The sequence below is a fragment of the Lysinibacillus sp. RC79 genome (assembly GCF_041262405.1).
Taxonomy (GTDB): domain Bacteria; phylum Bacillota; class Bacilli; order Bacillales_A; family Planococcaceae; genus Lysinibacillus.
Genome location: NZ_JBGCCD010000011.1, coordinates 71862 through 93815, shown reverse-complemented (window position 1 = coordinate 93815; position 21954 = coordinate 71862). Strand labels below are relative to the sequence as shown.

The window sequence follows — 21954 nt, the reverse complement described above, 5'->3', positions numbered from 1 at the left end:
AGAGAAATACTATTTAAGCTATTTACAGCGAGATTTCATTTCGCTACTATCAGATTATTATTATAGAAAAGAGATGACCTAGCGTGCCTTTTGATTTAGATGTAAACATTTTACTCATTCTTATTTTTTTTGGCTTTCTAGCCGCATTTATTGATTCTGTTGTAGGAGGCGGCGGACTTATTTCATTACCAGCTCTTATGTTTGTTGGTCTTCCACCATCTGCAGCCGTGGCTACCAATAAGTTAGCGGGTACTATGGGGTCATTAACGAGCACCATAACATTTTATCGATCTGGAAAATTGGATATTAAAGCCGTTTATAAATTGTTCCCTTTTGTTTTTATAGGTTCAATGATTGGTGCATGGATTGTCCATCTTATGGATCCCAGCGTTCTAAAGCCGCTTATGCTTGTCATGCTAGCAGCTGTGGCAATTTATACTATTTTCAAAAAAGACTGGGGTAGCGTTTCTACCTATAAAAAATTGACACCTAAACGTTACGCATTTTTCGTGGTGATCATTACCTTAATCGGCTTCTATGATGGCTTTTTAGGGCCAGGGACAGGCTCGTTTCTCCTGTTTGCCTTTTTAATTGTGGGTTTCGACTTTTTAAAATCTGCAGGAAATGCCAAGTTTTTGAATTTCGGAAGTAATATCGCCGCCCTTCTTATGTTTATATACTTAGGGCAAATAAATTATGCCTATGGTTTACCAATGGGACTTGCGCAAATTGCTGGAGCTATTGTTGGTTCTAAATTTGCCATTAAACGTGGTAGTGGGTATGTACGTAATTTATTTATCGTTGTGACAATTCTATTACTTTTAAAAAATACATATGACTATTTTTCATGATTGATTTGTAATATCTTTAAAAACCAAATTAAGCGGTGCAATATTATTTATTGCACCGCTTAATTAGTTTTGTTTATATGTTGTTTTAGTGTGACACTACTTTACAATCCTAATGGTCAATTCTCGATTTGTGTATAGATTTGAATATGACACTCCCTTTAGCTTTTTGGCTCTTCCTCCTGCTCCAAACAACACCCGCACAATATCATTTCTAATTATAACCAATTTACTCTTTCCCCTTTCTAAGCAATTGTAAAAGGTATATAATTTGCTATGTTTTTCACCAAAATAAAGTGAAACTTTAATCAGTGGAGGTTTCTTCATTCCCACTGATTATTAGTCTTCACCAATCAATTTTTATGAACAGGTGTTCTCACACCTTACTTCTTCGATTTCGCTTAAATTTTATGGTGGGAGACTTACTGCTCGATAATGCGGGATAAATTAACATATACCTATTACTTGTCTTGGATGTTAACAAAATAAGATAAGTTTTTTATGCTATCAACTTTTTTTCCCCTTTTACACGTCTAGTAGTTGTATACAATTTGAAAATGTTAAAAAGGAGCTTCTTTGGACATGAAAACAAGAAATGCATTTCAACATGAAGAGATATTTGTCCAGTTTATTCGTGAACAGAAAGAACGTTTTTATTTGCTCGCGTATAGCTATACGAAAAATGAACAGGACGCACTCGATGTTGTACAAGACAGTATTCAAAAAGCAATGCTTTCTCTCGATCGACTAGAAAATGTCGAGTATATGAAAAGCTGGTTTTACAAAATCGTCGTACGTACATCCATTGATTTTTTACGTAAGCATAAACGCTTACAGGTGACAGACGATGATACATTGCAATATTTAACACCTGCGCAAGAGGATGTCTACGAAAACGTTGATTTAGAGCATGCGCTAGATGAATTACCTGTAATGTATCGTGAAGTTGTCATTTTACATTATTTTGAAGATTTAAAACTCGCTGATGTTGCCAATATCCTTAACATTAAGCTGAGTACCGCTAAATCGCGTCTTTATAAAGCGTTAAAGCTCTTGAAAATACAATTGCAAGATGCGAAGGGAGAAACAGCACATGGATGAAAAATTAAAAGAATTAGAAAAACAATATAATGAGGTACCCATTCCAAAGGAGTTAGATTTTGTGGTTGAAAACGCACTAAAGCAAGGCAAAAAGAAGAGAAAAAACCGAGCACCACAGTGGTTACTTGGAACTGCAGCGGCTGCAATACTTTTTACAGCTGGTTTAAATGTCAGTCCTGCAATGGCACGAACACTTTCAGATATTCCTGTTGTTGGTAGTGTCGTAAAAGTCTTAACATGGACTGAATATAAAGTAGCAGATGACACATATGATGCTGACATAAAAGTACCTGCTATCGAAAACCTAGAAAATAAAAAGCTTGCTGATACTTTAAATGAGAAATACCGTTCAGAAGGCAAAGCTCTTTATAATGACTTTGTTGCCGAAGTTGGTGATTTAAAGGCTAACGGTGGCGGCCATTTAGGCGTAGATAGTGGCTTTGACGTAAAAACAGATAATGACCAAATCTTGTCGATTGGTCGTTATACGGTCAATACAGTTGCATCGTCTTCTACAACTATGCACTACGATACAATTGATAAACAAAATGAAATTTTAATTACACTACCAATGCTATTTAAAGACGATAGTTATATTAAAACGATCAGCGAAAACATTATTGAACAAATGCGTAAACAAGCTGCTTCCGACTCAGATAAAGTGTATTGGGTAAAAGGCGGAGGTCTTCCTGATGACGAGGTTATTGATGGCTTTACAGCTATTAAAGCTGATCAACAATTCTATATTTCTGATAAAGGTAAGCTTGTTATCTCCTTCGATAAATATGAAGTAGCACCTGGCTATATGGGCTTACTGGAATTCGAAATCCCATCCGATGTCTTTAAAAATGAACTTGTAAGCTCTAAGTATATTCATTAATCATTTACAATAATAAAGTGAAACTATAATCCGTGGGGTTTTCTTTATCCCACGGATTATTCTTCACCAATCGGTCTTTTACGGGCAGTTGTTCTCTCACCTCACTTCTTTATGGTGGGAGAACAATTGCCCTTTTAAATATATTTCTGAAATACGGGGTATTTGACAATTCAATCGTCAAATACCTCGCTTTTTTCTGTAAAAAAAACTGTTCATGAACGAGGTGGGAATACGAAGTTCATGAAAGTTGTATTTTTTAGATTCTTCTTTTCAGAGTAGTTTGTCACGCTTATAATCCTCTCATTTTTTGTCTAAGCTAAAGTGTATCAATTAACGTTAGAGGGTTTTCATATGAAAGGTGTAGGATCAATAAGTATTTTACATGTCATCTTCTTATCTATGACAGTCATTGGCTTAAAAAATCACGTGACAATTATTCCTCCGCTACTAGACGTTGTAGGGAGAGATGGTTGGATATCTGTAATAATAGCCGCATTTATTATATTCTTCTGGCTATTTCTTTTAGTTTATATTCAAAAAAAGACGAATCAGGAACCTATTAGAGACTGGTTAGATGGGAAAATCGGGAAAACAGGCTCTACAATTGTCATCTATATTATAGTTATTTATTTACTCATTCTAGCTGCTTTTACGATGGTTGAAACATTGCAATGGGTAAACACAACGTTTTTACCTCAAACACCGGTCATTATATTATTACTTATTTATACGATTCTTTGTCTTCTTCTCGTTACAACAAGCTTACAAACCATGGTTATTTTAAATGTCTTTGTATTATTCGGTGTAATAGTCTTTGGTTTTTTTGTAGCATTTACAAATATACAGGTAAAAGAATACGAGTTATTACGTCCATTTTTTGAGCATGGATTCCAACCCGTTATAAAAGGGATGATTTACCCAGCATCAGGATTTATTGAATTAGTAATGCTTATATTTTTACAGCATCAATTTAAAGAGCGCCTTCGTTGGTATCATTTTGCCATCATGCTTTTCATTTTAATGGGGCTTACTTTAGGACCACTAATGGCCGCAATTGCAGAATTTGGTCCAACCGAAGCTGCAAAGCAAAGATATCCTGCCTACGAGGAATGGGGACTAGTCTCGATTGGTCGCTATATTGAGCATCTTGACTTTTTCTCTATTTACCAATGGCTTACTGGAACATTTATACGCGTTAGCTTCCTCTTATATATTATAGCGGATTTATTGAAAATGACCGGGGATCCGAAGCAAATATGGAAAATGATCGCTCCCCCCTTCTTTCTACTTTGTCTACCGCTAATTATTTTAAATGAAAACATATTTTTGAAAGTGAAAGGGAACTATATATTATCAATTACTTTTATTTTCTTTTTTCTTTTGTCAATATTTTTCGTACTATTAGCTTTCTTTTCAGGTAAGTCTTCTAAAAAGGATAAACCTAAAAAACAAGAAATGGAAAGTGGTGAATCGTAATGCCTCAGCAGGAGAAGGCGATAGACCTAAACACCTTAAAAAAACTATTTCAAAAATCAGCAGATATCCAATTTCAGGAATATACATTTAATCAAAAAAAGGTTCATTTCATTACCTGTGATGCAATGATAGACCAGCAACTGCTCAATGAAGTCATTGTTCGACGTGTTCAATTTCTTTATGATCATCTAGCTGAAACATCCTTTGATGAAAATATTACAAAGCAGCTTCATATCCCGACTCTTCAAAAAATCAAAGATAAAGAAGAAGCCATTACCTTTGTATATACTGGTTTCCTACTGCTTTATTTTGAAGAGGAAGAACTTTTATATGCTAGTAATATTGCTAAAAAGCCAAATCGAAATCCAGAAGAAACGAGGATGGAGGTTCTCGTTAAGGGGCCAAGAGATAACTTTATTGAAGACATCCGCGTCAACATTGCACTATTGCGAAAACGTTTACCAACGAATTCATTTTGTGTAGAAAAAGTGGAGTTAGGGAGACGTTCAAAAACAACCGTGGCTATTCTTTATTTTGACGATATTGTCGATATGGATATTTTACACGGAATTAAAAAGCAACTGGCAGCTGTAGATACAGATATTGTCTTTAGTGGGGATGTCTTAATGGAGCGAATTAATAAAAACTCTAAGCTTTTCCCGAAATTCGATTACACTGGACGACCGGATTATGCTATTCAGGCTCTAATTAGAGGACGTTTTCTCATTTTCGTCGATGGTGTAGCATATGCCGTCATCACACCTGTAAATTTATTTTTATTATTAAAATCCGCTGAAGATAATGAATATCCCATCGTTTTCAGTTCTATAGAACGACTTTTGAGAATTGTTGGCATTTTAATCGGTTTGCTGTTGCCTGCATTTTGGCTCTCTCTGACGACTTATCACCAAAATCAGCTACCATTTCAACTTTTAGCAACAGTTGTCCAAGCAAAAACAGGGCTACCTCTCCCCTCCTCTCTCGAAATGCTAATAATGCTACTAATGTTTGAATTGTTTCGAGAAGCAGGCTTACGTCTGCCTTCTGTTATTGGAGGTACGATAAGTGTTGTTGGAGGTTTAATTATTGGTGATGCAGCCATTCGTGCAGGTGTTACAAGTCCAGAAATGATTGTGGTTATTGCGATCTCTACAATTGCATCATTTACTCTTGTGAACCAATCTCTTGTCACAACCATTAGTATATTGCGTATTACGTTCATTCTTGCCAGTGCTTTCTTTGGTTTATTTGGATTTTTCATCTCACTTTACTTTACACTTCTTTACTTATGTAATATCCGAATTTATGGTTACTCTTACATGAATCTTGCAACAGATTTAAATTGGTCAACTATTAAAAAATCGATCTTCCGCTTATCACCAAAGGGCTACACTGAGCGCAATAAAGCACTTGCACCCCAGGATAACACTCGTACCTCAAGCAGGAAGAAGCAATGAAGAAAAAAATTATTTTACTCTCAGGCTTAGCTACTTCACTACTTCTTTCAGGATGTTTGGATGTTACCGAACCCCAAAGAATGTATTATGTTGATGGCCTTGGTATAGATTATAAAGATGGGCAGTATGAAATATACTTGCAATTAATTAACTTCTCCAATGTTGAAAAATCCGAAACTTCTAATCCTCAAGCAGTACCGGCAGAGGTTGGACAATCTAAGGGAAAAACATTGGAAGAAGCACTTTTTAAATTATTTCGATCCATCGACCAAAAAGTGTTTTGGGGGCATATGACTTACATTATTTTCTCTGAAGAAGCAATGAAAAATAAAAATGCCATCTCTGTTATAGACAGTGTGTTGCGATATAGGGAAACAAGGTATCAAATATGGACCTATTGTACACAAGATTCTATAAAAGACATCCTTCTAATAACGCCGATTTTGAATAAATCTCTTACATCGTCAAAGCTTAGTACTCCTTTAGATACAGATGATCAAGAAACATTCGTCGAGCCCGTTAATTTCCGAAATTTAGTTATTGGCTTAAATGAACCAAATCACGAAATTGGTATCCCTTATGTAACCATCAATAAAAACTGGGAAACGGCAGAGGAACGAGGACAGGATACTGCCTTAACAGGTGTCGGTGTACTTTCTAAAGATGGGTTTAAAGGCTTTATTAAGAATGATGCTGCAAGAGGAACGCAATGGATGCACAATAGAACGCATAGAGGTGAAATAACTTTTAAGTTAGGTGATAACGAAACAGATTATTTAACGACAACATTGGAAAAAATAAAGGTAGATATCAAACCACTTGTTAAAAATGATCAAGTAACATTTGAGGTAGTTGTAAAATTAAATGCAACTTTAAATGGTTTCAAAACTAATGTTTCAGAAGAAGAAATAAAAAAACAGATTATAAAAGAAGTGAAGAAAGAAATTAGAACAACGTATGAAGAAGCATTAGCAAAAGATATTGATATTTATCGCCTTTCTGAACATCTATATCGAAAAAATGTGAAAGTATGGAAAAAACTAGAGCAGGATGGGAAGATTCCATTAACACCTAGTTCTATTAGTAAATTAGAAATAGACGTGAACCAAGTAAATTCTGGCCGTAAAACATTTACAGGAACAATTAATGAATAATCTAAAAATATCCTCTCAAATGTACATAACTATTCGTGAGGATATTTTAATTTTATTGATTAAATCTGAATAAGACTTTATTTATTCATTCTTACATTCCAATATATCCTGCGATATTGTCTTGATAGTTATTTTCATATGGAATGCTTAAATAGATTTTCCTGACGACAATTTTTAACATTGCGTCACAATTTTATTTGCAATTGATTATCAGCATGCTATAATTCATGTATAAAGAATTGAATAGCTTTTGACAATTACGTCAAAGGGGAGTAGCTAGCAGATGTGAAAAAGCATCTGATTTCACATTCGTCATTACATGGTTATTTACCATCGGGTGTGAAGGCATATTTTAACGTACAGATATTCTGTGCAACAAACCGTTAATTAGCTTAGCAAGACCTTTGCCTATTTTTTAGGCATGGGTCTTTTTATTTTGCCTAAAAAAGCAAAGAATACGTTAAAAGCAGTACATTCATTTCTGATCTAAGTATAAAGGAGGAAATAAATTTGGAGGCAATTTTACTAGAATACGCATGGGTACTCGTCGTATTAATTGTACTGGAAGGTTTATTAGCTGCCGATAATGCCGTTGTTATGGCCGTTATGGTTAAGCATTTACCAAAAAATCAACAGCAAAAAGCACTGCTATATGGTTTAGTGGGAGCATTCGTTTTCCGCTTTGCTGCACTATTTCTTATTACAACGCTCGTTAACTTCTGGCAAATTCAAGCTCTAGGTGCTGCCTATTTATTAATTATGTCAACGAAGCATATTTATGATTCGCGAAAAGCCGCACAAAATCCTGAGGAAGTTCATGAGATGAAAAAACAATCTGGTTTCTGGATGACCGTACTAAAGGTTGAGTTTGCAGACATTGCCTTTGCCATAGATTCAATATTAGCCGCTGTTGCCATTGCAGTGACACTACCTCATATCGGAAATTTTGATGTTGGCGGCATTAATGCGGGGCAATTCGCAGTGATGTTTTTAGGTGGTATTATCGGTGTTATTATGATGCGTTTTGCTGCCCGTTGGTTCGTGAAAATTCTCGATCAATTTCCATCACTTGAAACAGCTGCCTTCTTAATCGTTGGTTGGGTTGGTGTAAAGCTGGCTGTTCTAACATTAGCACACGAAAAACTAGGTATAATTCCACATGAATTTCCACATTCAACACTATGGAAGGCTATTTTCTGGATTGTCTTAGTTGGAATTGCCCTTGGTGGTTATTTAGTTGGTGTGAAAAACCAAAGAAAAAATGTAAAATAATACAAAAACCATTACCTGGTCCTAGCGAAGACCAGGTATATTTTGTATCACCATATCAAGTTAGCTAGCCTCAGTCGAAGGAATTCAAACCCACATTATGATAATAATACAAATTTTTTATGGTTGAATCTTTTTCTAATTTGACTCGTATGTTACTATATAAAAGTTATTTTTCAAAAGAAAGGATTCTTCTATATGGCGTATGCTAAAAATCAAAACTTAAATAAAATTTTAAAACACTTTGCTTTTATGTGGGTATTAACAGTTGTCGGAATGTACATAGCAACATTATTACCTCCTGCAATTGTCATGCCAATATCCATTATTGCACTTGTACTTCTGATCATTGTCATCTTTGTACGAAACCTGAAGCTTGCTAATTCCATTATGTATACAATCCCCTTTTTAATGGGAATTTTACTATTTTGGACAACACAATTTTACATTGTGGAGCTAGGACAACAGCTTGTTTTACTTGTTTTCGTAGCGACTGTAGCTATTTTTATTGTGCTAGCACTGATTGGTATGATGATGAATAAAGACATTTCCAATTGGGGAAGCTATTTATTCACAGTATTAATCGTCGTAATTGTATTTTCACTAGTCTTTATGTTTATCCCTGTTAACAATATGATCGCATTGATCATTGCGGGAATTACTGTACTACTTTTTAGTCTCTATACGGTCTATGACTTTAACAAAATCCGACATAATCACGTTTCAGATGCTGAAGTTGTTGGTATGGCGTTAAATCTATACTTAGATTTCATTAATTTATTTGTCAATCTTTTAGAAGTAATTTGGCGTATAAAAAAATTAATTGATTAAATTTTCTAATTGAGAATAAAAATCAATTAAATTGCAACACTGCCCTTTTTCGCTGTATACTATAAGAGATGCAGCAGGTATTTACTGCAAAGGGAGGAAAACTTTTATGTTATCTGAAAAACTACACACAGCACTAAACGAACAAATGAATTTTGAATTTTACTCTGCGCATGCTTATATGGCGATGGCGGCATATTGCACAGATCAAGATTACGATGGCTTTGCCAACTTCTTTTTAGTACAGGCTGAAGAAGAGCGCTTCCATGCGATGAAATTTTATAATTTCCTAAGTGATATGGGCTACCGTGCAACAATCCAAGGCTTCGATAGCCCAGATAATCATTTCGAGTCTATTTTACATGCCTTCAAAACTGCCCTTTCACACGAGAAAGAAGTGACTCGCCGTATTTATAATTTATCGGATATCGCTTTAGACGAACGCGAGCACGCGACAATGGCTTTCTTAAAATGGTTCATTGACGAGCAAGTAGAAGAAGAATCAACATTTGACACATTAATTCGTAAAATTGAACGCATAGAAAATGACTCCAACGCAATCTTTATGCTTGACGCTGAATTAGCGACACGTTCATTTACACCTGATGCTGAAGCTTAGAATTTAATGTAAACAAAAAGAATCTGTATGAGCAGATTCTTTTTTGTTTGACTATTTCAATGGTATATCAACTGTTTGAGTTCCATCTAAAAAATTTTCATAATGTGAGAAATAGATGCGGACTGGATTGACAACTCCCTTTATATCATATGTTTCTGTTTGTTCGATTTCATATTCATCAGGTCTATGATAACTTCCTGAATTACTATAAACAGTTTCGCCATTTGCATCTATTGCTGTACCAAGTAAACTGGTATTTTTATTTTCATAAGAAGTTGGAACATTTATTGTTACCATGTGCTTATTTACTTGAACTTTTAAGCCAGAGAGAGGTGGTTTGGATAGCACTTTCTTTTGATTAAAATCTACCTCGATAAAATCCTGACCTTTTGGCAATGCTTTTACTTTTCCAATGGATAATGTTAACTTTTTAGGCTCCCTAAAATAATTACTTTGCATAAAGAATGTTTCTTCGCCATCTATTAGATTACCTGTAGCTGTTAAGCCATTATTGATTGTCGTCCATTCCTCCCCTTTTTCATCCAATAGACGAATATCATCAAACCCTAAAATACGCTGATCATTATGTGGATCGAGAGCGATTGTAACACCTGTACGGAGCGGTGAAATAGAGACAGACTTGATGGTGATTTGCTGACCTTCAAAGCTCATTTTTTCATTCAATACATAGGACTTCGTTTTCGCTATTGGCCTTTTAAGTGAGAATGGGATCGTAAACTCTGTTTGTTTTTCATCTGCAAATTGGATATATAATTCAAAATTAGCATTGTCATAATTTATAGGATTTTTAAATGAAAACTCAAATTTATCTTCAATCAAAGATGTTTCTTTTTCGCTATACCAGCTATAACTTATTCTAGCGGGTAATACCTCACCATTTAGACGGAGCTCCATTTTCTTAGTCTCTAAATCATGAACATCGAACGGCGCTGAAAATGTATAAGGCAAAATCATACCTGTTTCATCAGCAATAACTCCTTGAAGTGTAAATGATAAACCATTTTTCGTTTGTGACAGTCCTAGATCCTCATAATAGTTATTATGGAGTATATCTTTGACCCCTTTATCATACGTAATCATCTCAACTAATGGAGCAAAGCCTGGGATTTTTGCGATGGCACTAGCAAAAGCTGGAGAAACACGGATGGACGTTACAAAAAGTAACAGTAATAATGCACAAGTAACAGCAATGCTTTTCCATGTACATTGTCGATTACGCTTTTCTTTTTGGAAGCGTATGACACTTTTCCTATGCGACTCTTCTAATTGCTCATGTGGTATGTCAATTTTCGCTAGTTCTTTGACAAAAATATCATAGTCATACTTTTCTACCTGTTTCATCTATAGCTCTCCCTTCTCCGTAAAATATAGTTTTAGCTTTTTCAATGCCGCATGTAACCTTGACTTCACAGTTCCTTCTGGAATATTTTGTAGCATAGCAATATCTCGATTTTTATAATCTTGAAAATATTTTAGAAAAATAAGCTCTTGTTGCTCTTTTGGTAGCTTTGTAATGATATCTGTCATTTCAAAGCGCTCGTGATTGGGGGCGTTATCGCTGATTTCTATGTCTTCCTGCAAATCAAGACGTCTGCTTCTTTCACGCATATCATGGCAAATATTGAGTAAAATTCGGACAAGCCACGTACTAAAATAACCTGATTCTTTTACGGTATGTATCTTTTTTAGGCTTCGATATGTAGCTTCTTGTACCGCTTCAATGGCATCATGCTCATTTTTTAAGTAGGCAAATGCCATACGGTACATCGTCTGTTCATATTGTTTTATTAGATGTAAAAAAGCATCTTCGTCCCCAGCTATTGCACGCTTCACCAATGCTTGTTCATCCATCACATTCACTCCCTTCTACTTATTAGACCGTCTAGTTGACATTTTCGTTCAATTTATTTTGATTTTATAGTAATTAAAAACTCTCGACTTTTAATTTTAGGCTCTGTTTAACTTGTTTGTTGTTTTTCTCAAATTAAAAGCGTATTCGAGAATTTTCGAATACGCTGGTTTTCGAGTAACAAATACATAAAAATCTACCTTTTTAATGTTTCAATCTTTTGAAAAATCTCTTTGTAAAGGATATCTAACTCTTTTTCACCTTTTAAATAGAAATACCAAGCATCTTCGCTATTTGCATCGTTATCAGATAAATAAATTGTCGTATTAGAGCCATTATTTAAAGATTCCCAATGAGCCGTTTCATAGGTAGCCCCTTCTCTTGTAAATGGAAAATGACGTTTTGTTGAATCAAAAAAAATAATAGGCATTTTAGAATTATTATAAACGTTAACAAATCTATCATCTGATGCTTCTTCAAACATCACTGGTGTTATCATAACAGCATCAAAATTTGTTGAAATATGCAATGTATCTTCACTAAATTCATCTAATGAAATTGGTTCGAAATGAATTTTTTCGTTATTTAATTCAGGAATATCACCAACTATAGCAATTTTTAAAGGTGCTCCATCATATTTAACTTCATCATTTGAACATGCAACTAATAATAACAAACTTACTATTAATAAAATTTTTTTCAAATTTATTCACCCTTTTTTCGTAATCCTGTCCTTTTATTAACTAAGGTTACTTATGTTTCTCTCATTATATATTACCATTCTACAAATATTCCCAAAAACTTTGCGATTTCTCTTAATGGTATCGTTGCGTTTGTTTCGTTTATTGGGTATAAGCAACTTTCCACCGCAAATGCACGAATACAATATTGATCAGAATCAAACGCAAGTGAATCCAAGAAATTAAACCACGCCAAATACTGTTGCAAATATTTTGTAGCAACTCCTTTAAAACGCATTATCCATTGTTTTAAGCGTTGATGATAATTGTTTACATTTTGTATATTTTGAAAAAATCTATCCAAAAAATCAGGGATATGCTTTCAAGTTTTTTATTCAGTTTAACGGAAAACCACAAAATACATAAAAAAATGTCCTAAAAGTTTAAATTACTTTTAGAACATTTTCTCTTAACATTTATTCTTCATATTGAATATCTAATTTTTTCGGAATTTCTGGTATATCGTTTGATTTTACATCTACTTCTGCTAAAGCTAACGTATGTAATGGATATTTTTTCTGAACATCGAAAGGAATCTCAGTGCTCTCCATTTTATTGTTCATCTGACTTCGGGCAAGTAGACCATTATTCGTCAGGTCAATGCTTATGATACTGGTAATCGTTTCTTTTAGCATTTCAATATCTTTTTCTTTCAGCGGCATTTGTTCGTCCATTAAAAATGGTTGAATATTTTCTTTAATATAGCCCTGCGCCTCAATTAAACAAGAAAATTCATTTAATTTATTTGAGTATAACTTTAATTGGCGCTTTTCTTTTAAACGTTGTTGATTTAGTTCATGGACTTTTTGCTCAATACGTACCAAACGCTTTTTCGTTAACTCCATAAGATAACTTTGTATCGAATGAATGGACTGAAGCATTACTGTCTCCGCTTCTTGCACTTTTTCAAATTGTGCAATACAAACAACTTGCTGCTCGTTTAACTTGTTGACACGTTCTTTGAAAAATCCATTTTGTGTATGCTGACCAAAAATAGCTTTCATAAGGCCTTTTCCGTGAATTTTTTTATGCTGAGCATCCAATCGATCATATTCACGTATATATTCACTATGCATATTACGATATTCTCGTAACATTTGTTGATAAAAAACAGCCTTTTCTGAAAAGCTTTCCACAATTTCATCCTGAAAATAATCGTTTTGTGAAATGGTTTGTAAAAGTTGATATAATGTTTGAACATTTTTAAATACACTAGCAACCTGTTCGTATTCTTGCTCATATTCAGTCACAATCGCTAAATCACGTTGATAGCGTGAAAATTCGTATTGTGTATCGCCTGCATACTTTTCAATGTTCTCAACAGCAGATTGGAATGGATCTCTTTGTGGAATAACAGCTAATTCGAAGTGGAATCGTTCAAGCCATTGCAAGAAGCGAATTAATATGCCATACGTTTTCTTATCATTATTTTCTGCAACTCGGTGAATTTCTGATATTAATTGCTCGTACTGACTTTTTTGCCAAAGCTCATCACTATCAGTCTGTTTAGCCTCAATCGCTTCCCTTGCAGAGATAGCTACAAAATCACTGATTAAATGTCCCAATCGTTCTCTCTCAGCATGGATAAACGCCTTCGTATTTTCATTTGAATCTATGGCATTGACGACACAAAGAGGCTCAACACCTTTGTTTTTTAACGTTTCCATCAATAATATTTCAGGATAAATAGCCATCGAACCAGAGCGTAATACCCAAAAGATTTCGTCAACACGGTTCATCAATGCTTCTGGAAAGTAGGCCATTTCTCCTCCCCCAGCTTCCAATGAAACAGAATCAATAATTGTCACTGATTTTAATAAATCATTTTTCAAATATACTTCTAGGTAATCTAAATGTTCTCGTAATATTTGAGATGCAAAAGTATCGCCAGTTGTCAATAATTCTAACTTGCTCATATCGAATATTGCTACAACACCATCTAAAAAATACGCCTTTATTTCTTCATGTTCACCGTATCGCAAAAATGTATTTACCCCTGTTGGATGCTGATCATTAACAGGTAAAACCTGACGTCCTAGCAATCCATTTACAAGTGTTGTTTTTCCAACACGCTCTTTCCCAACAATAAGAATCATCGTTTCGTTGTTAGCATCTTGAATGATACGATTTAAGTGTTTAGCTGTATCTTTTACATATGTATTTTGTATAATAATGCCATGTAATTGGCGCAAATGATCAACAAGCTTTGGCAAAATATTATTCGCTGAGGCTGTATATTCGATCGGTACATTATCAATATTTGTCATCGTCAAAACCTCTTTTCCTATGTATCTAAAGTTATTATAAATGAAAATATTCCTTTATTAATACATAGTACTAAGAAATAACGGCAAAAAAGGACAATATACTTAAATTCAGTCGTCACAAATAGGTCATAAATCTTATGCTATAAAACCTTATATCTCAGATATTATTACTCATTCAGACTAATAGAATTAATATTTATTATTATAAATTTGGAAGAGAGTTAGTCTTCTCTTTATTCTTCAACACCAGCCATACGTGCGTAAACCGCTCCAAGTGTTGGCATTCCTCCTTGCGCACCGAATTTCTGCACTGATAATGAAGCTGCAATATTTGCAAAATACACTGCCTGATCCAATGATTGCCCTTCTACTAAAGCATAAGCGAGGGCACCATTAAACGTATCGCCTGCACCTGTTGTATCTACCACCTTCGTTAAATAGCCCGGAACATGAATAGGATACTCACCATCAAAATAGCGTGCGCCATTACTACCTAACGTAATAATCATTTGATTAGGATATTTTTCTAACACTTGCTCAAAATCATCTCCAAAAATTTCAGCACACTCCGTTTCATTTGGTGTGATATAAGTAATATCCTCCATCCATTGCACATCAAAATTAGCCGCTGGTGCTGGATTTAATAAAACAGGGACATTCGCTTCTTTACATAGTTTTATTGCATATGCAGTCGTTTCCATTGGGATTTCTAGCTGCATAATTACCATCTGACTTTTCCGAATGATTTCTTTCGCTGCCTCTATATGCGAGGGCATTAACTCATAATTTGCCCCGGGCACTACTATGATACGGTTATCGTTATTGTAGATTAAAATATTAGCAATCCCAGTAGGTGCTGATACGCTTGTAATAGCTTCAGTTTGAACATGCTCTTGCTGTAAAACAGTACGTAATGATTCACCAAAACTATCGGAACCCACACAGCCTATCATTGTGACTTCACTTCCAAGACGTGCCGCAGCAATTGCCTGATTAGCCCCTTTTCCTCCTGGGATTGTTTGAAAATCTTTACCGAGTATAGTTTCTCCCTGCTGTGGAAAAACCCCCATTTGTACAACTAAATCCATATTTATGCTACCTATAACTGTAATCATGTTTTGACCTACCTTCCATCTTATTTTTCCATTTTAACTGAGAAAACAGTAGAAAGACAGGTCATTTACATTTGAAAATTATGGGGTACTGATTTTCTTACCAAATAATCTTTAACGTTCATTAATCCAAATGCAAAAAACTCATACCAACATATTTTCAATTAAGTTTTCCTAATAATCCTTTCCTTGCCTCTAATTCAATTTTTCTATCACAATCTTCACAGGAAAATTTCCCGTTCATATTTTGTTTATATAGTGTATATTTCCTTGTCCCTTCTACAACTTCAAATATTTCCTTACAAAAGATACAACGAAGCGAATAGCTAATCATAATATTTCCTCCTTTAATCCGATGTAGTTTTTTGGGGAAAATAGCACAAAATATAATGAAATCGAAAATAAAATACTTATAATACCGAAAATAATTGCAGTCATTTGAAGCGTAAATAATTCTGCAAACTGACCTAATAGTAAGGTGAAGAAAATTTGTAAAATACTTTGAAAAATAGTTGAAATACTGCCGAATCGACCCATCATTTCAGGCGGTACATTTTGCTGATAAAATGTTTCATAACCAGTATTACTAAATGCCATACAAAAGCCTAGAAAAACTAAACTTACAAATGCCAATATACTTGATGTCGAAGCATAAAAGGCTGTGTAAAACAACATTGTCAGGAACAATCCAAAAGCCATATATGATCGAGTAGACCATTTTTTGGCGAAGCTGGCGGCAACCATCCCACCTAAAATGGCTCCGGCTCCTGCACTACTGACAAAGGCTCCATATAAGCTATCGGATAACGCTAAATTTTGTTTTATAAATGTTGCTTCCTGAGAATCAAGCGCAAATGCAATCATTAACGCACTTTGAAACAGTAAATAAATCGTGATAAATAATGAATTTTGTTGAATGAAAGTTAGTACCGCTAGATAATCACTTTTTAATAGTTGCCAAGTAATACGCTGCCGTGAAGTTTCCTTCACATCATCTACGTCAGGTAATAAATAAATGATGATAGCACAAACAAAAAATGTAAAGCTATTGAACCAAATCGTAATTGCTGTATTAAAAAGCATGATGAGGAGTCCCGCTAATGCTGGACCTACTAAAAACGAGCCTGAATTGAACGTGCCAAGTATTGCGTTGAATCGTTGTCTATCTTCAGAGGGAACAAACTTTGTAATATAATAGGTACTACTAGGCCCAAAGAAACTATTCGCTATATTCGCTAAAAATAACAGCGTATAGATGAGCCAAATAGATTCCATAAACGGCATACAAAAAACAATGAAACCTCGTATAATATCAGTTGCAATCATCAACTTGCGTTTATTCATACGATCAATAAAAGAGCCAGCTACCAAACTTGTTAAAACTCTTGCTATTGGTCCGACAATAAAGATTCCAGCCATTGCTGCCGGCGATTGTGTTAAATGCCATATAAATAAATTTAGCGCTACAAGGTAGATCCAGTTCCCTAAATTGGAAAAACCTAAGCCCCCAATTAATAAGCTGTATTTTCGAAGGATTTTCATTTATAGTTCCCCCCTTATGTTAATTAACTCATTATTATTCGAACCCTTTCACTTGCCATAAATGCCCTTTCATAACAATTGCTTGCTTGTTTATACGCAAGAAGAGTTTTATACAGTTCAGCAAATAATGGTGCATAAAACAAAATTAAAGAATAATATTTTTGTTGTTCAAAATAACATAATGCTTTTTCTTCTAGAACTTTTAATGGCAATTGTTCAATTTCCCCATTAGATATGAAACTAAGTACTTCAAATTGATATTCTTCATGCTTCTTTTGAAACGATAAATCTTTATAACGTTCAATCATTTCTTCCATCTTTCTAAAGTTTTTATGACGATATAAAGTTCGAACATAATTCACAACAGTAAGTGACTGACATTCAATGGCTAAGGATTTTTCATAATTCACAATGGCTTGTTCAAATAGTTCCTGGCATTCATAGCAATAACCTAAATTATTATAAATAGAACTCATTTGATTTGGAGTTTGTAAATCTGCAACATGTTCAATTAAATCCAAGCTGGCCTCATATTCTTTAATGGCTTTTTCAAATTGATATAGCGAATTAAAAATAACTGCTTTCATCAAATATAGATTCAATTGGAATAACGGTGCGTAATAATGACTAAATACATTACTCGCTGCTTCAATATAATTTAATGCTTTCTGATTTTGATATACTCGGTTATAAGCAAACGCTAAATTATATAAACAATACGCATGCTCGAAGCTTTTTCCATTTTTAGAATAATGCTTCACGTCAAACTGATGATACATGTTAATTAGCTCTGCATATTGTTCCGTTAGTAAATAATAATTACTGATTGTTAAAATGTACATTTGCGTGATGCGATTGGATTCCCACTGAATAAACGGCTTAATTTTTTCTAAAAGCTTTTCGGCTTCCACCATTTTGTTTTCAAAAAGTAAATAACGACAATGAACAATTGCATATTTAAGTTGTATTTCATCAATATAATCAGTTTTAGGATATGTAATAATCTTTTGACATTCTTTTGAAGTTAATGGACGATGACGAATGATTTTCTCCCAAATCACCTCCAACTGTTCATTTAATTGTTCTTGGTCTTCTGAATGTTGATATAAATCAATGTTTAATCGTTGTAGCAACAATTGATAAATTGCTTCATCAGCAATCACGAGACCATTTTCAATACGACTCAAATATGAAGATGTACAAACACCAATTGCCAGATCATCTTGTTTAATCTTCTGTTTTTTTCGTTGATGTTTAATTAACTGACCTATATTTCTAGTAAAGCTATTATTCAATTGTTCCCACCTCTAATTATATTTTATCAAAATATTACATCAATTTATTGTGTAATTTTACAAAAAACAGACAAATGAATAGTTAATATTTGAATCATTTACACAAGAATATTAGAACTGGTAAGAACGCGACATCATTTTTCCAACTTCTCACTACTCCCTGAATAGTTTTCCTTCCTACTTGAGTAGCTTTGTCTTCTCCACGAGCAGTACTCCTCACTACCTTAACGTTTCCCCTCGAGTCACCAATTTCTTTTCTCAGCAATAAAAAAACTGAAGACAACAAGTCTGTCTTCAGTCAAAAGGAAATCCCTTATCTATTAAAATGCAATACGTTTTGCTTCATAAGCAGCGATTATTTCATCGTATTTAAAGGTTAGTGCAATTTCATCCCAACCATTCAACAATGTTTCTTTATAGTAAGGATCGATGGTAAATTTATAAATTGTACCATCTTCACCCGTTACTGTTTGTGCTTCAAGATTGACTTCCATCGTGTACGGATTTTCTAAGCCTTTCGCTAAAATTTCATCACACTCTGCTTCAGTTAGTTTGATTGGTAAAATCCCATTTTTGAAGCAGTTATTATGGAAAATATCTGCGAATGATGGTGCAATCACTACATTGAAACCATAATCTAAGATTGCCCATGGTGCATGTTCACGTGAAGAACCGCAGCCGAAGTTATCTTGTGCTACTAAAATTTTGGAGTCTTTAAATTTAGGTTTGTTTAACACAAAATCCTTTACTTCATTGCCCTCTGCATCGAAGCGCCAATGGTAAAATAAAAACTGACCAAAACCTGTACGCTCAATACGCTTTAAAAACTCTTTCGAAATAATTTGGTCTGTATCGACATTTTTACGATCAAGTGGTGTTATCACACTTTTTACGATATTAATTGGTTCCATTTGCAATCATCCCTTCCGTGTAAATGGAAATTACACAGTTTCCTTTACGAATTCACGAACATTCACAAAGTGACCAGCAATTGCTGCCGCAGCTGCCATTTGTGGTGATACTAAGTGTGTACGAGAACCAGCTCCTTGGCGTCCTTCAAAGTTACGGTTTGATGTTGATGCACAGCGTTCACCCGCTGGTACTATATCATCATTCATTGCCAGACACATTGAGCAACCCGTCTCACGCCATTCAAAGCCAGCATCTGTAAAGATTTTATCTAATCCTTCTGCTTCTGCTTGTTTTTTCGTCGAATATGAGCCTGGTACAACGATCGCTGTTACCTTTTCATGTACCTTACGCCCTTCGATAACATTTGCTGCTGCACGTAAATCACTGATGCGTGAATTTGTGCAGGAACCGATAAATACGTGTTGGATATCGATTGAAGTTAATGGTTGACCTTCTTCTAAGTCCATGTAGGCAAGTGCTTTACGAAGAGCAGCTTTATCTGACTCATCCTCATAATCTGCCTGTGTTGGAACATTACTTGAAACACCTGAACCCATTGACGGATTCGTTCCCCAAGTGATGATTGGCTCAATTTCTTCAGCTTGAATAATTCGAACTGTATCGTATGTTGCATCTTCATCGGATGCTAAGCTTAACCAATAATCTGTTGCTTCCTCAAACTTTTCTCCTTGTGGTGCATGTTTGCGTCCACGGATATAGTTAACAGTCGTTTGGTCAGGAGAAATTAGCCCTGCCTTTGCACCCGCTTCGATTGACATGTTACAAATTGTCATCCGTTCTTCCATAGAAAGTTTATGGATAGCCTCTCCAGTGAATTCCACAATATGTCCTGTGCCAACGCTAATACCGAATTTAGAAATAATCGCTAAAATAATATCTTTTGCAGCGACACCTACAGGGAGCTCACCCTCTACACGAATTTCCATTGTTTTCGGCTTATTTTGCCATAGAGTTTGTGTTGACAATACATGTTCTACCTCAGATGTACCAATCCCGAAGGCAATCGCTCCGAACGCACCATGGGTAGACGTATGGGAGTCACCACAGACAATCGTTTTACCAGGCTGAGTTAAACCTAGCTCTGGTCCAATTACGTGAACAATTCCTTGGTCAGGATGCCCCATTCCTGCAAGCTCAACTCCAAATTCTTCAGCATTTTTAGCTAACGTTTCAATTTGGTTGCGTGCAATTGGATCATGAATCGTTGGTAGATTTTTGGTAGGGACGTTATGATCCATTGTCGCAAAGCTTAAATCTGGACGACGCACTTGACGTCCGTTCATTCGTAGACCTTCAAAGGCTTGCGGAGAAGTTACTTCATGAATTAAATGGAGATCAATATATAACAGGTCCGGTTTGCCCTCTTCCTGATAAACAACATGTTTATCCCAAATCTTTTCAATTATATTTTTGCCCATTATCTTCACCTATTTCTTAAATGTATGTTGTCATAATGCTTTCTGAAACAAAGCTTGTATCAATCTCGTTAATAACTTTATCTGTCCATTCATTCGTCGATAGTATACGACTGCCATCACGTGCAAGATCTGCTGTGAAATAGCCATCATCAAATACTGCACTTACAGCACGTTCGATTTCTGCAGCCTCTTCTTTTAAGCCAAATGAATATTGTAGCATCATAGCCACTGAAAGAATTGTTGCGGCTGGATTTGCTACACCTTGGCCTGCAATTTCTGGTGCTGAGCCATGTACTGGTTCATATAGACCGAAATTATCTCCGCGAATAGATGCAGATGGAAGTACGCCTAAAGAGCCTGTAATAACAGATGCTTCATCACTTAAAATATCGCCAAACATATTTTCAGTAACTACCACATCATAATGACTAGGATTGGTAATTAATTTCATAGCAACTGAGTCTACTAAATTGTGCTCCACTTGCACATCTGGATACTCTTTTTTCTTCGCTTCTACAACTTCGCGCCATAAACGACTTGTTTCAAGTACATTGGCTTTATCAACAGAGCATAATTTGCCTCCACGTAACCGTGCTAATTCAAAGGCATTTTCAACAATACGCTCAACTTCTGCAGTTGAGTAAACAGTTGTATCTATCGCGCCATTCTCAGTACGCATACGTGGTTCCCCGAAGTATACACCGCCTGTTAATTCACGTACAATCATTAAATCGACGTTTTCGGCTACTTCACGCTTTAATGGTGAAGCATCTAGTAAACTCGGGAACGCCTTTACTGGACGTAAGTTTGCGAATAAGTCAAAATGTTTGCGAATACGTAGTAATCCTTTTTCTGGACGTAATTCAGGTGGATTATTATCCCATTTCGGGCCACCAACGGCTCCTAGTAAAACTGCGTCACTATTTTCACACATCTCAATTGTTTCATCTGGTAGTGGATTATTGTGTTGGTCGATGGCAGCGCCTCCGATTGTTGCATAACCTAAATGGAATGTATGGTTGAATCGCTTACCAATCACCTGTAATACACGTACAGCTGAAGCAACAACCTCTGGCCCTATTCCGTCACCAGGAAGTACTGTAATTTTTTTCTCCATCGTCAAAACACCTTTCTTTGTATAGCGT

Annotated in this window: 20 protein-coding genes and 1 pseudogene; 9 read left to right on the top strand and 12 right to left on the bottom strand. The window is 35.1% G+C overall.

Going from position 1 to position 21954, the window contains the following annotated elements; translation table 11 throughout:
• The first annotated feature begins 83 nt into the window (after positions 1–83).
• From ABH968_RS12885 to ABH968_RS12845, 9 genes are all read left to right on the top strand, one after another.
• Entirely contained in the window at positions 84–851 is a 768-nt protein-coding gene (locus tag ABH968_RS12885; RefSeq protein WP_370044443.1) for a TSUP family transporter, read from the top strand.
• Between the two features lie 579 nt (positions 852–1430).
• Positions 1431–1949, top strand: a complete 519-nt coding sequence (locus tag ABH968_RS12880; protein ID WP_370044441.1) for an RNA polymerase sigma factor SigV — start codon at positions 1431–1433, stop codon at positions 1947–1949.
• Entirely contained in the window at positions 1942–2829 is an 888-nt protein-coding gene (gene rsiV, locus ABH968_RS12875; protein WP_370044439.1) for an anti-sigma-V factor RsiV, read from the top strand. The genes ABH968_RS12880 and rsiV overlap by 8 nt, the downstream gene beginning before the upstream one ends.
• 351 nt (positions 2830–3180) lie before the next feature.
• Positions 3181–4305, top strand: a complete 1125-nt coding sequence (locus tag ABH968_RS12870) for an endospore germination permease (protein WP_370044437.1) — start codon at positions 3181–3183, stop codon at positions 4303–4305.
• Positions 4305–5762 (top strand): spore germination protein, encoded by a 1458-nt coding sequence (locus ABH968_RS12865; protein WP_370044435.1) that lies wholly within the window; start codon positions 4305–4307, stop codon positions 5760–5762. Before ABH968_RS12870 ends, ABH968_RS12865 begins: the two co-directional genes overlap by 1 nt.
• The gene (locus ABH968_RS12860) at positions 5759–6916 is read left to right on the top strand and encodes a Ger(x)C family spore germination protein (protein ID WP_370044433.1); all 1158 of its coding nucleotides are present in this window, start codon (positions 5759–5761) and stop codon (positions 6914–6916) included. Before ABH968_RS12865 ends, ABH968_RS12860 begins: the two co-directional genes overlap by 4 nt.
• A gap of 510 nt (positions 6917–7426) precedes the next feature.
• Positions 7427–8188 (top strand): TerC family protein, encoded by a 762-nt coding sequence (locus tag ABH968_RS12855; protein WP_370044432.1) that lies wholly within the window; start codon positions 7427–7429, stop codon positions 8186–8188.
• Positions 8189–8383: 195 nt separating this feature from the next.
• The gene (locus ABH968_RS12850; protein WP_370044430.1) at positions 8384–9016 is read left to right on the top strand and encodes a Bax inhibitor-1/YccA family protein; all 633 of its coding nucleotides are present in this window, start codon (positions 8384–8386) and stop codon (positions 9014–9016) included.
• A gap of 106 nt (positions 9017–9122) precedes the next feature.
• Positions 9123–9632: a ferritin gene (locus ABH968_RS12845; RefSeq protein ID WP_370044429.1), complete on the top strand. Its 510-nt coding sequence runs from the start codon at positions 9123–9125 to the stop codon at positions 9630–9632.
• Positions 9633–9683: 51 nt separating this feature from the next.
• Here ABH968_RS12845 and ABH968_RS12840 read toward each other — a convergent pair whose 3' ends face one another.
• The 12 genes and pseudogenes from ABH968_RS12840 to leuB form a co-directional block, all read right to left on the bottom strand.
• A complete protein-coding gene (locus tag ABH968_RS12840; RefSeq protein WP_370044427.1) occupies positions 9684–10994 on the bottom strand; it encodes a DUF4179 domain-containing protein in 1311 nt (436 codons plus the stop codon).
• The gene (locus ABH968_RS12835; protein ID WP_370044425.1) at positions 10995–11504 is read right to left on the bottom strand and encodes a sigma-70 family RNA polymerase sigma factor; all 510 of its coding nucleotides are present in this window, start codon (positions 11502–11504) and stop codon (positions 10995–10997) included. It lies immediately after the preceding gene.
• A 194-nt stretch (positions 11505–11698) separates the two neighbouring features.
• Positions 11699–12205, bottom strand: a complete 507-nt coding sequence (locus tag ABH968_RS12830) for an amino acid oxidase (RefSeq protein WP_370044423.1) — start codon at positions 12203–12205, stop codon at positions 11699–11701.
• 211 nt (positions 12206–12416) lie between these two features.
• Positions 12417–12528, bottom strand: a pseudogene (locus tag ABH968_RS12825) (IS1595 family transposase); the annotation flags it as partial.
• Between the two features lie 130 nt (positions 12529–12658).
• Positions 12659–14509: a dynamin family protein gene (locus ABH968_RS12820; protein ID WP_370044422.1), complete on the bottom strand. Its 1851-nt coding sequence runs from the start codon at positions 14507–14509 to the stop codon at positions 12659–12661.
• 233 nt (positions 14510–14742) lie between these two features.
• A complete protein-coding gene (rbsK, locus tag ABH968_RS12815; RefSeq protein ID WP_370044420.1) occupies positions 14743–15624 on the bottom strand; it encodes a ribokinase in 882 nt (293 codons plus the stop codon).
• Between the two features lie 157 nt (positions 15625–15781).
• Positions 15782–15955, bottom strand: coding sequence for a DUF2197 domain-containing protein (locus tag ABH968_RS12810; protein WP_370044418.1), 174 nt, complete (start codon positions 15953–15955; stop codon positions 15782–15784).
• On the bottom strand, positions 15952–17163 hold the full coding sequence (locus tag ABH968_RS12805; protein WP_370044416.1) for an MFS transporter: 1212 nt from the start codon (positions 17161–17163) through the stop codon (positions 15952–15954). Before ABH968_RS12805 ends, ABH968_RS12810 begins: the two co-directional genes overlap by 4 nt.
• A gap of 23 nt (positions 17164–17186) precedes the next feature.
• Positions 17187–18458, bottom strand: a complete 1272-nt coding sequence (locus ABH968_RS12800) for a sugar-phosphatase (RefSeq protein ID WP_370044414.1) — start codon at positions 18456–18458, stop codon at positions 17187–17189.
• Between the two features lie 320 nt (positions 18459–18778).
• Positions 18779–19369 carry a 3-isopropylmalate dehydratase small subunit gene (leuD, locus tag ABH968_RS12795; protein ID WP_370044412.1) on the bottom strand — a complete coding sequence of 197 codons (591 nt, stop codon included), beginning with the start codon at positions 19367–19369 and terminating at the stop codon, positions 18779–18781.
• Positions 19370–19399: 30 nt separating this feature from the next.
• Entirely contained in the window at positions 19400–20809 is a 1410-nt protein-coding gene (leuC, locus tag ABH968_RS12790; RefSeq protein WP_370044410.1) for a 3-isopropylmalate dehydratase large subunit, read from the bottom strand.
• A 16-nt stretch (positions 20810–20825) separates the two neighbouring features.
• On the bottom strand, positions 20826–21926 hold the full coding sequence (gene leuB, locus ABH968_RS12785) for a 3-isopropylmalate dehydrogenase (protein ID WP_370044408.1): 1101 nt from the start codon (positions 21924–21926) through the stop codon (positions 20826–20828).
• Between the last annotated feature and the right edge of the window lie 28 nt (positions 21927–21954).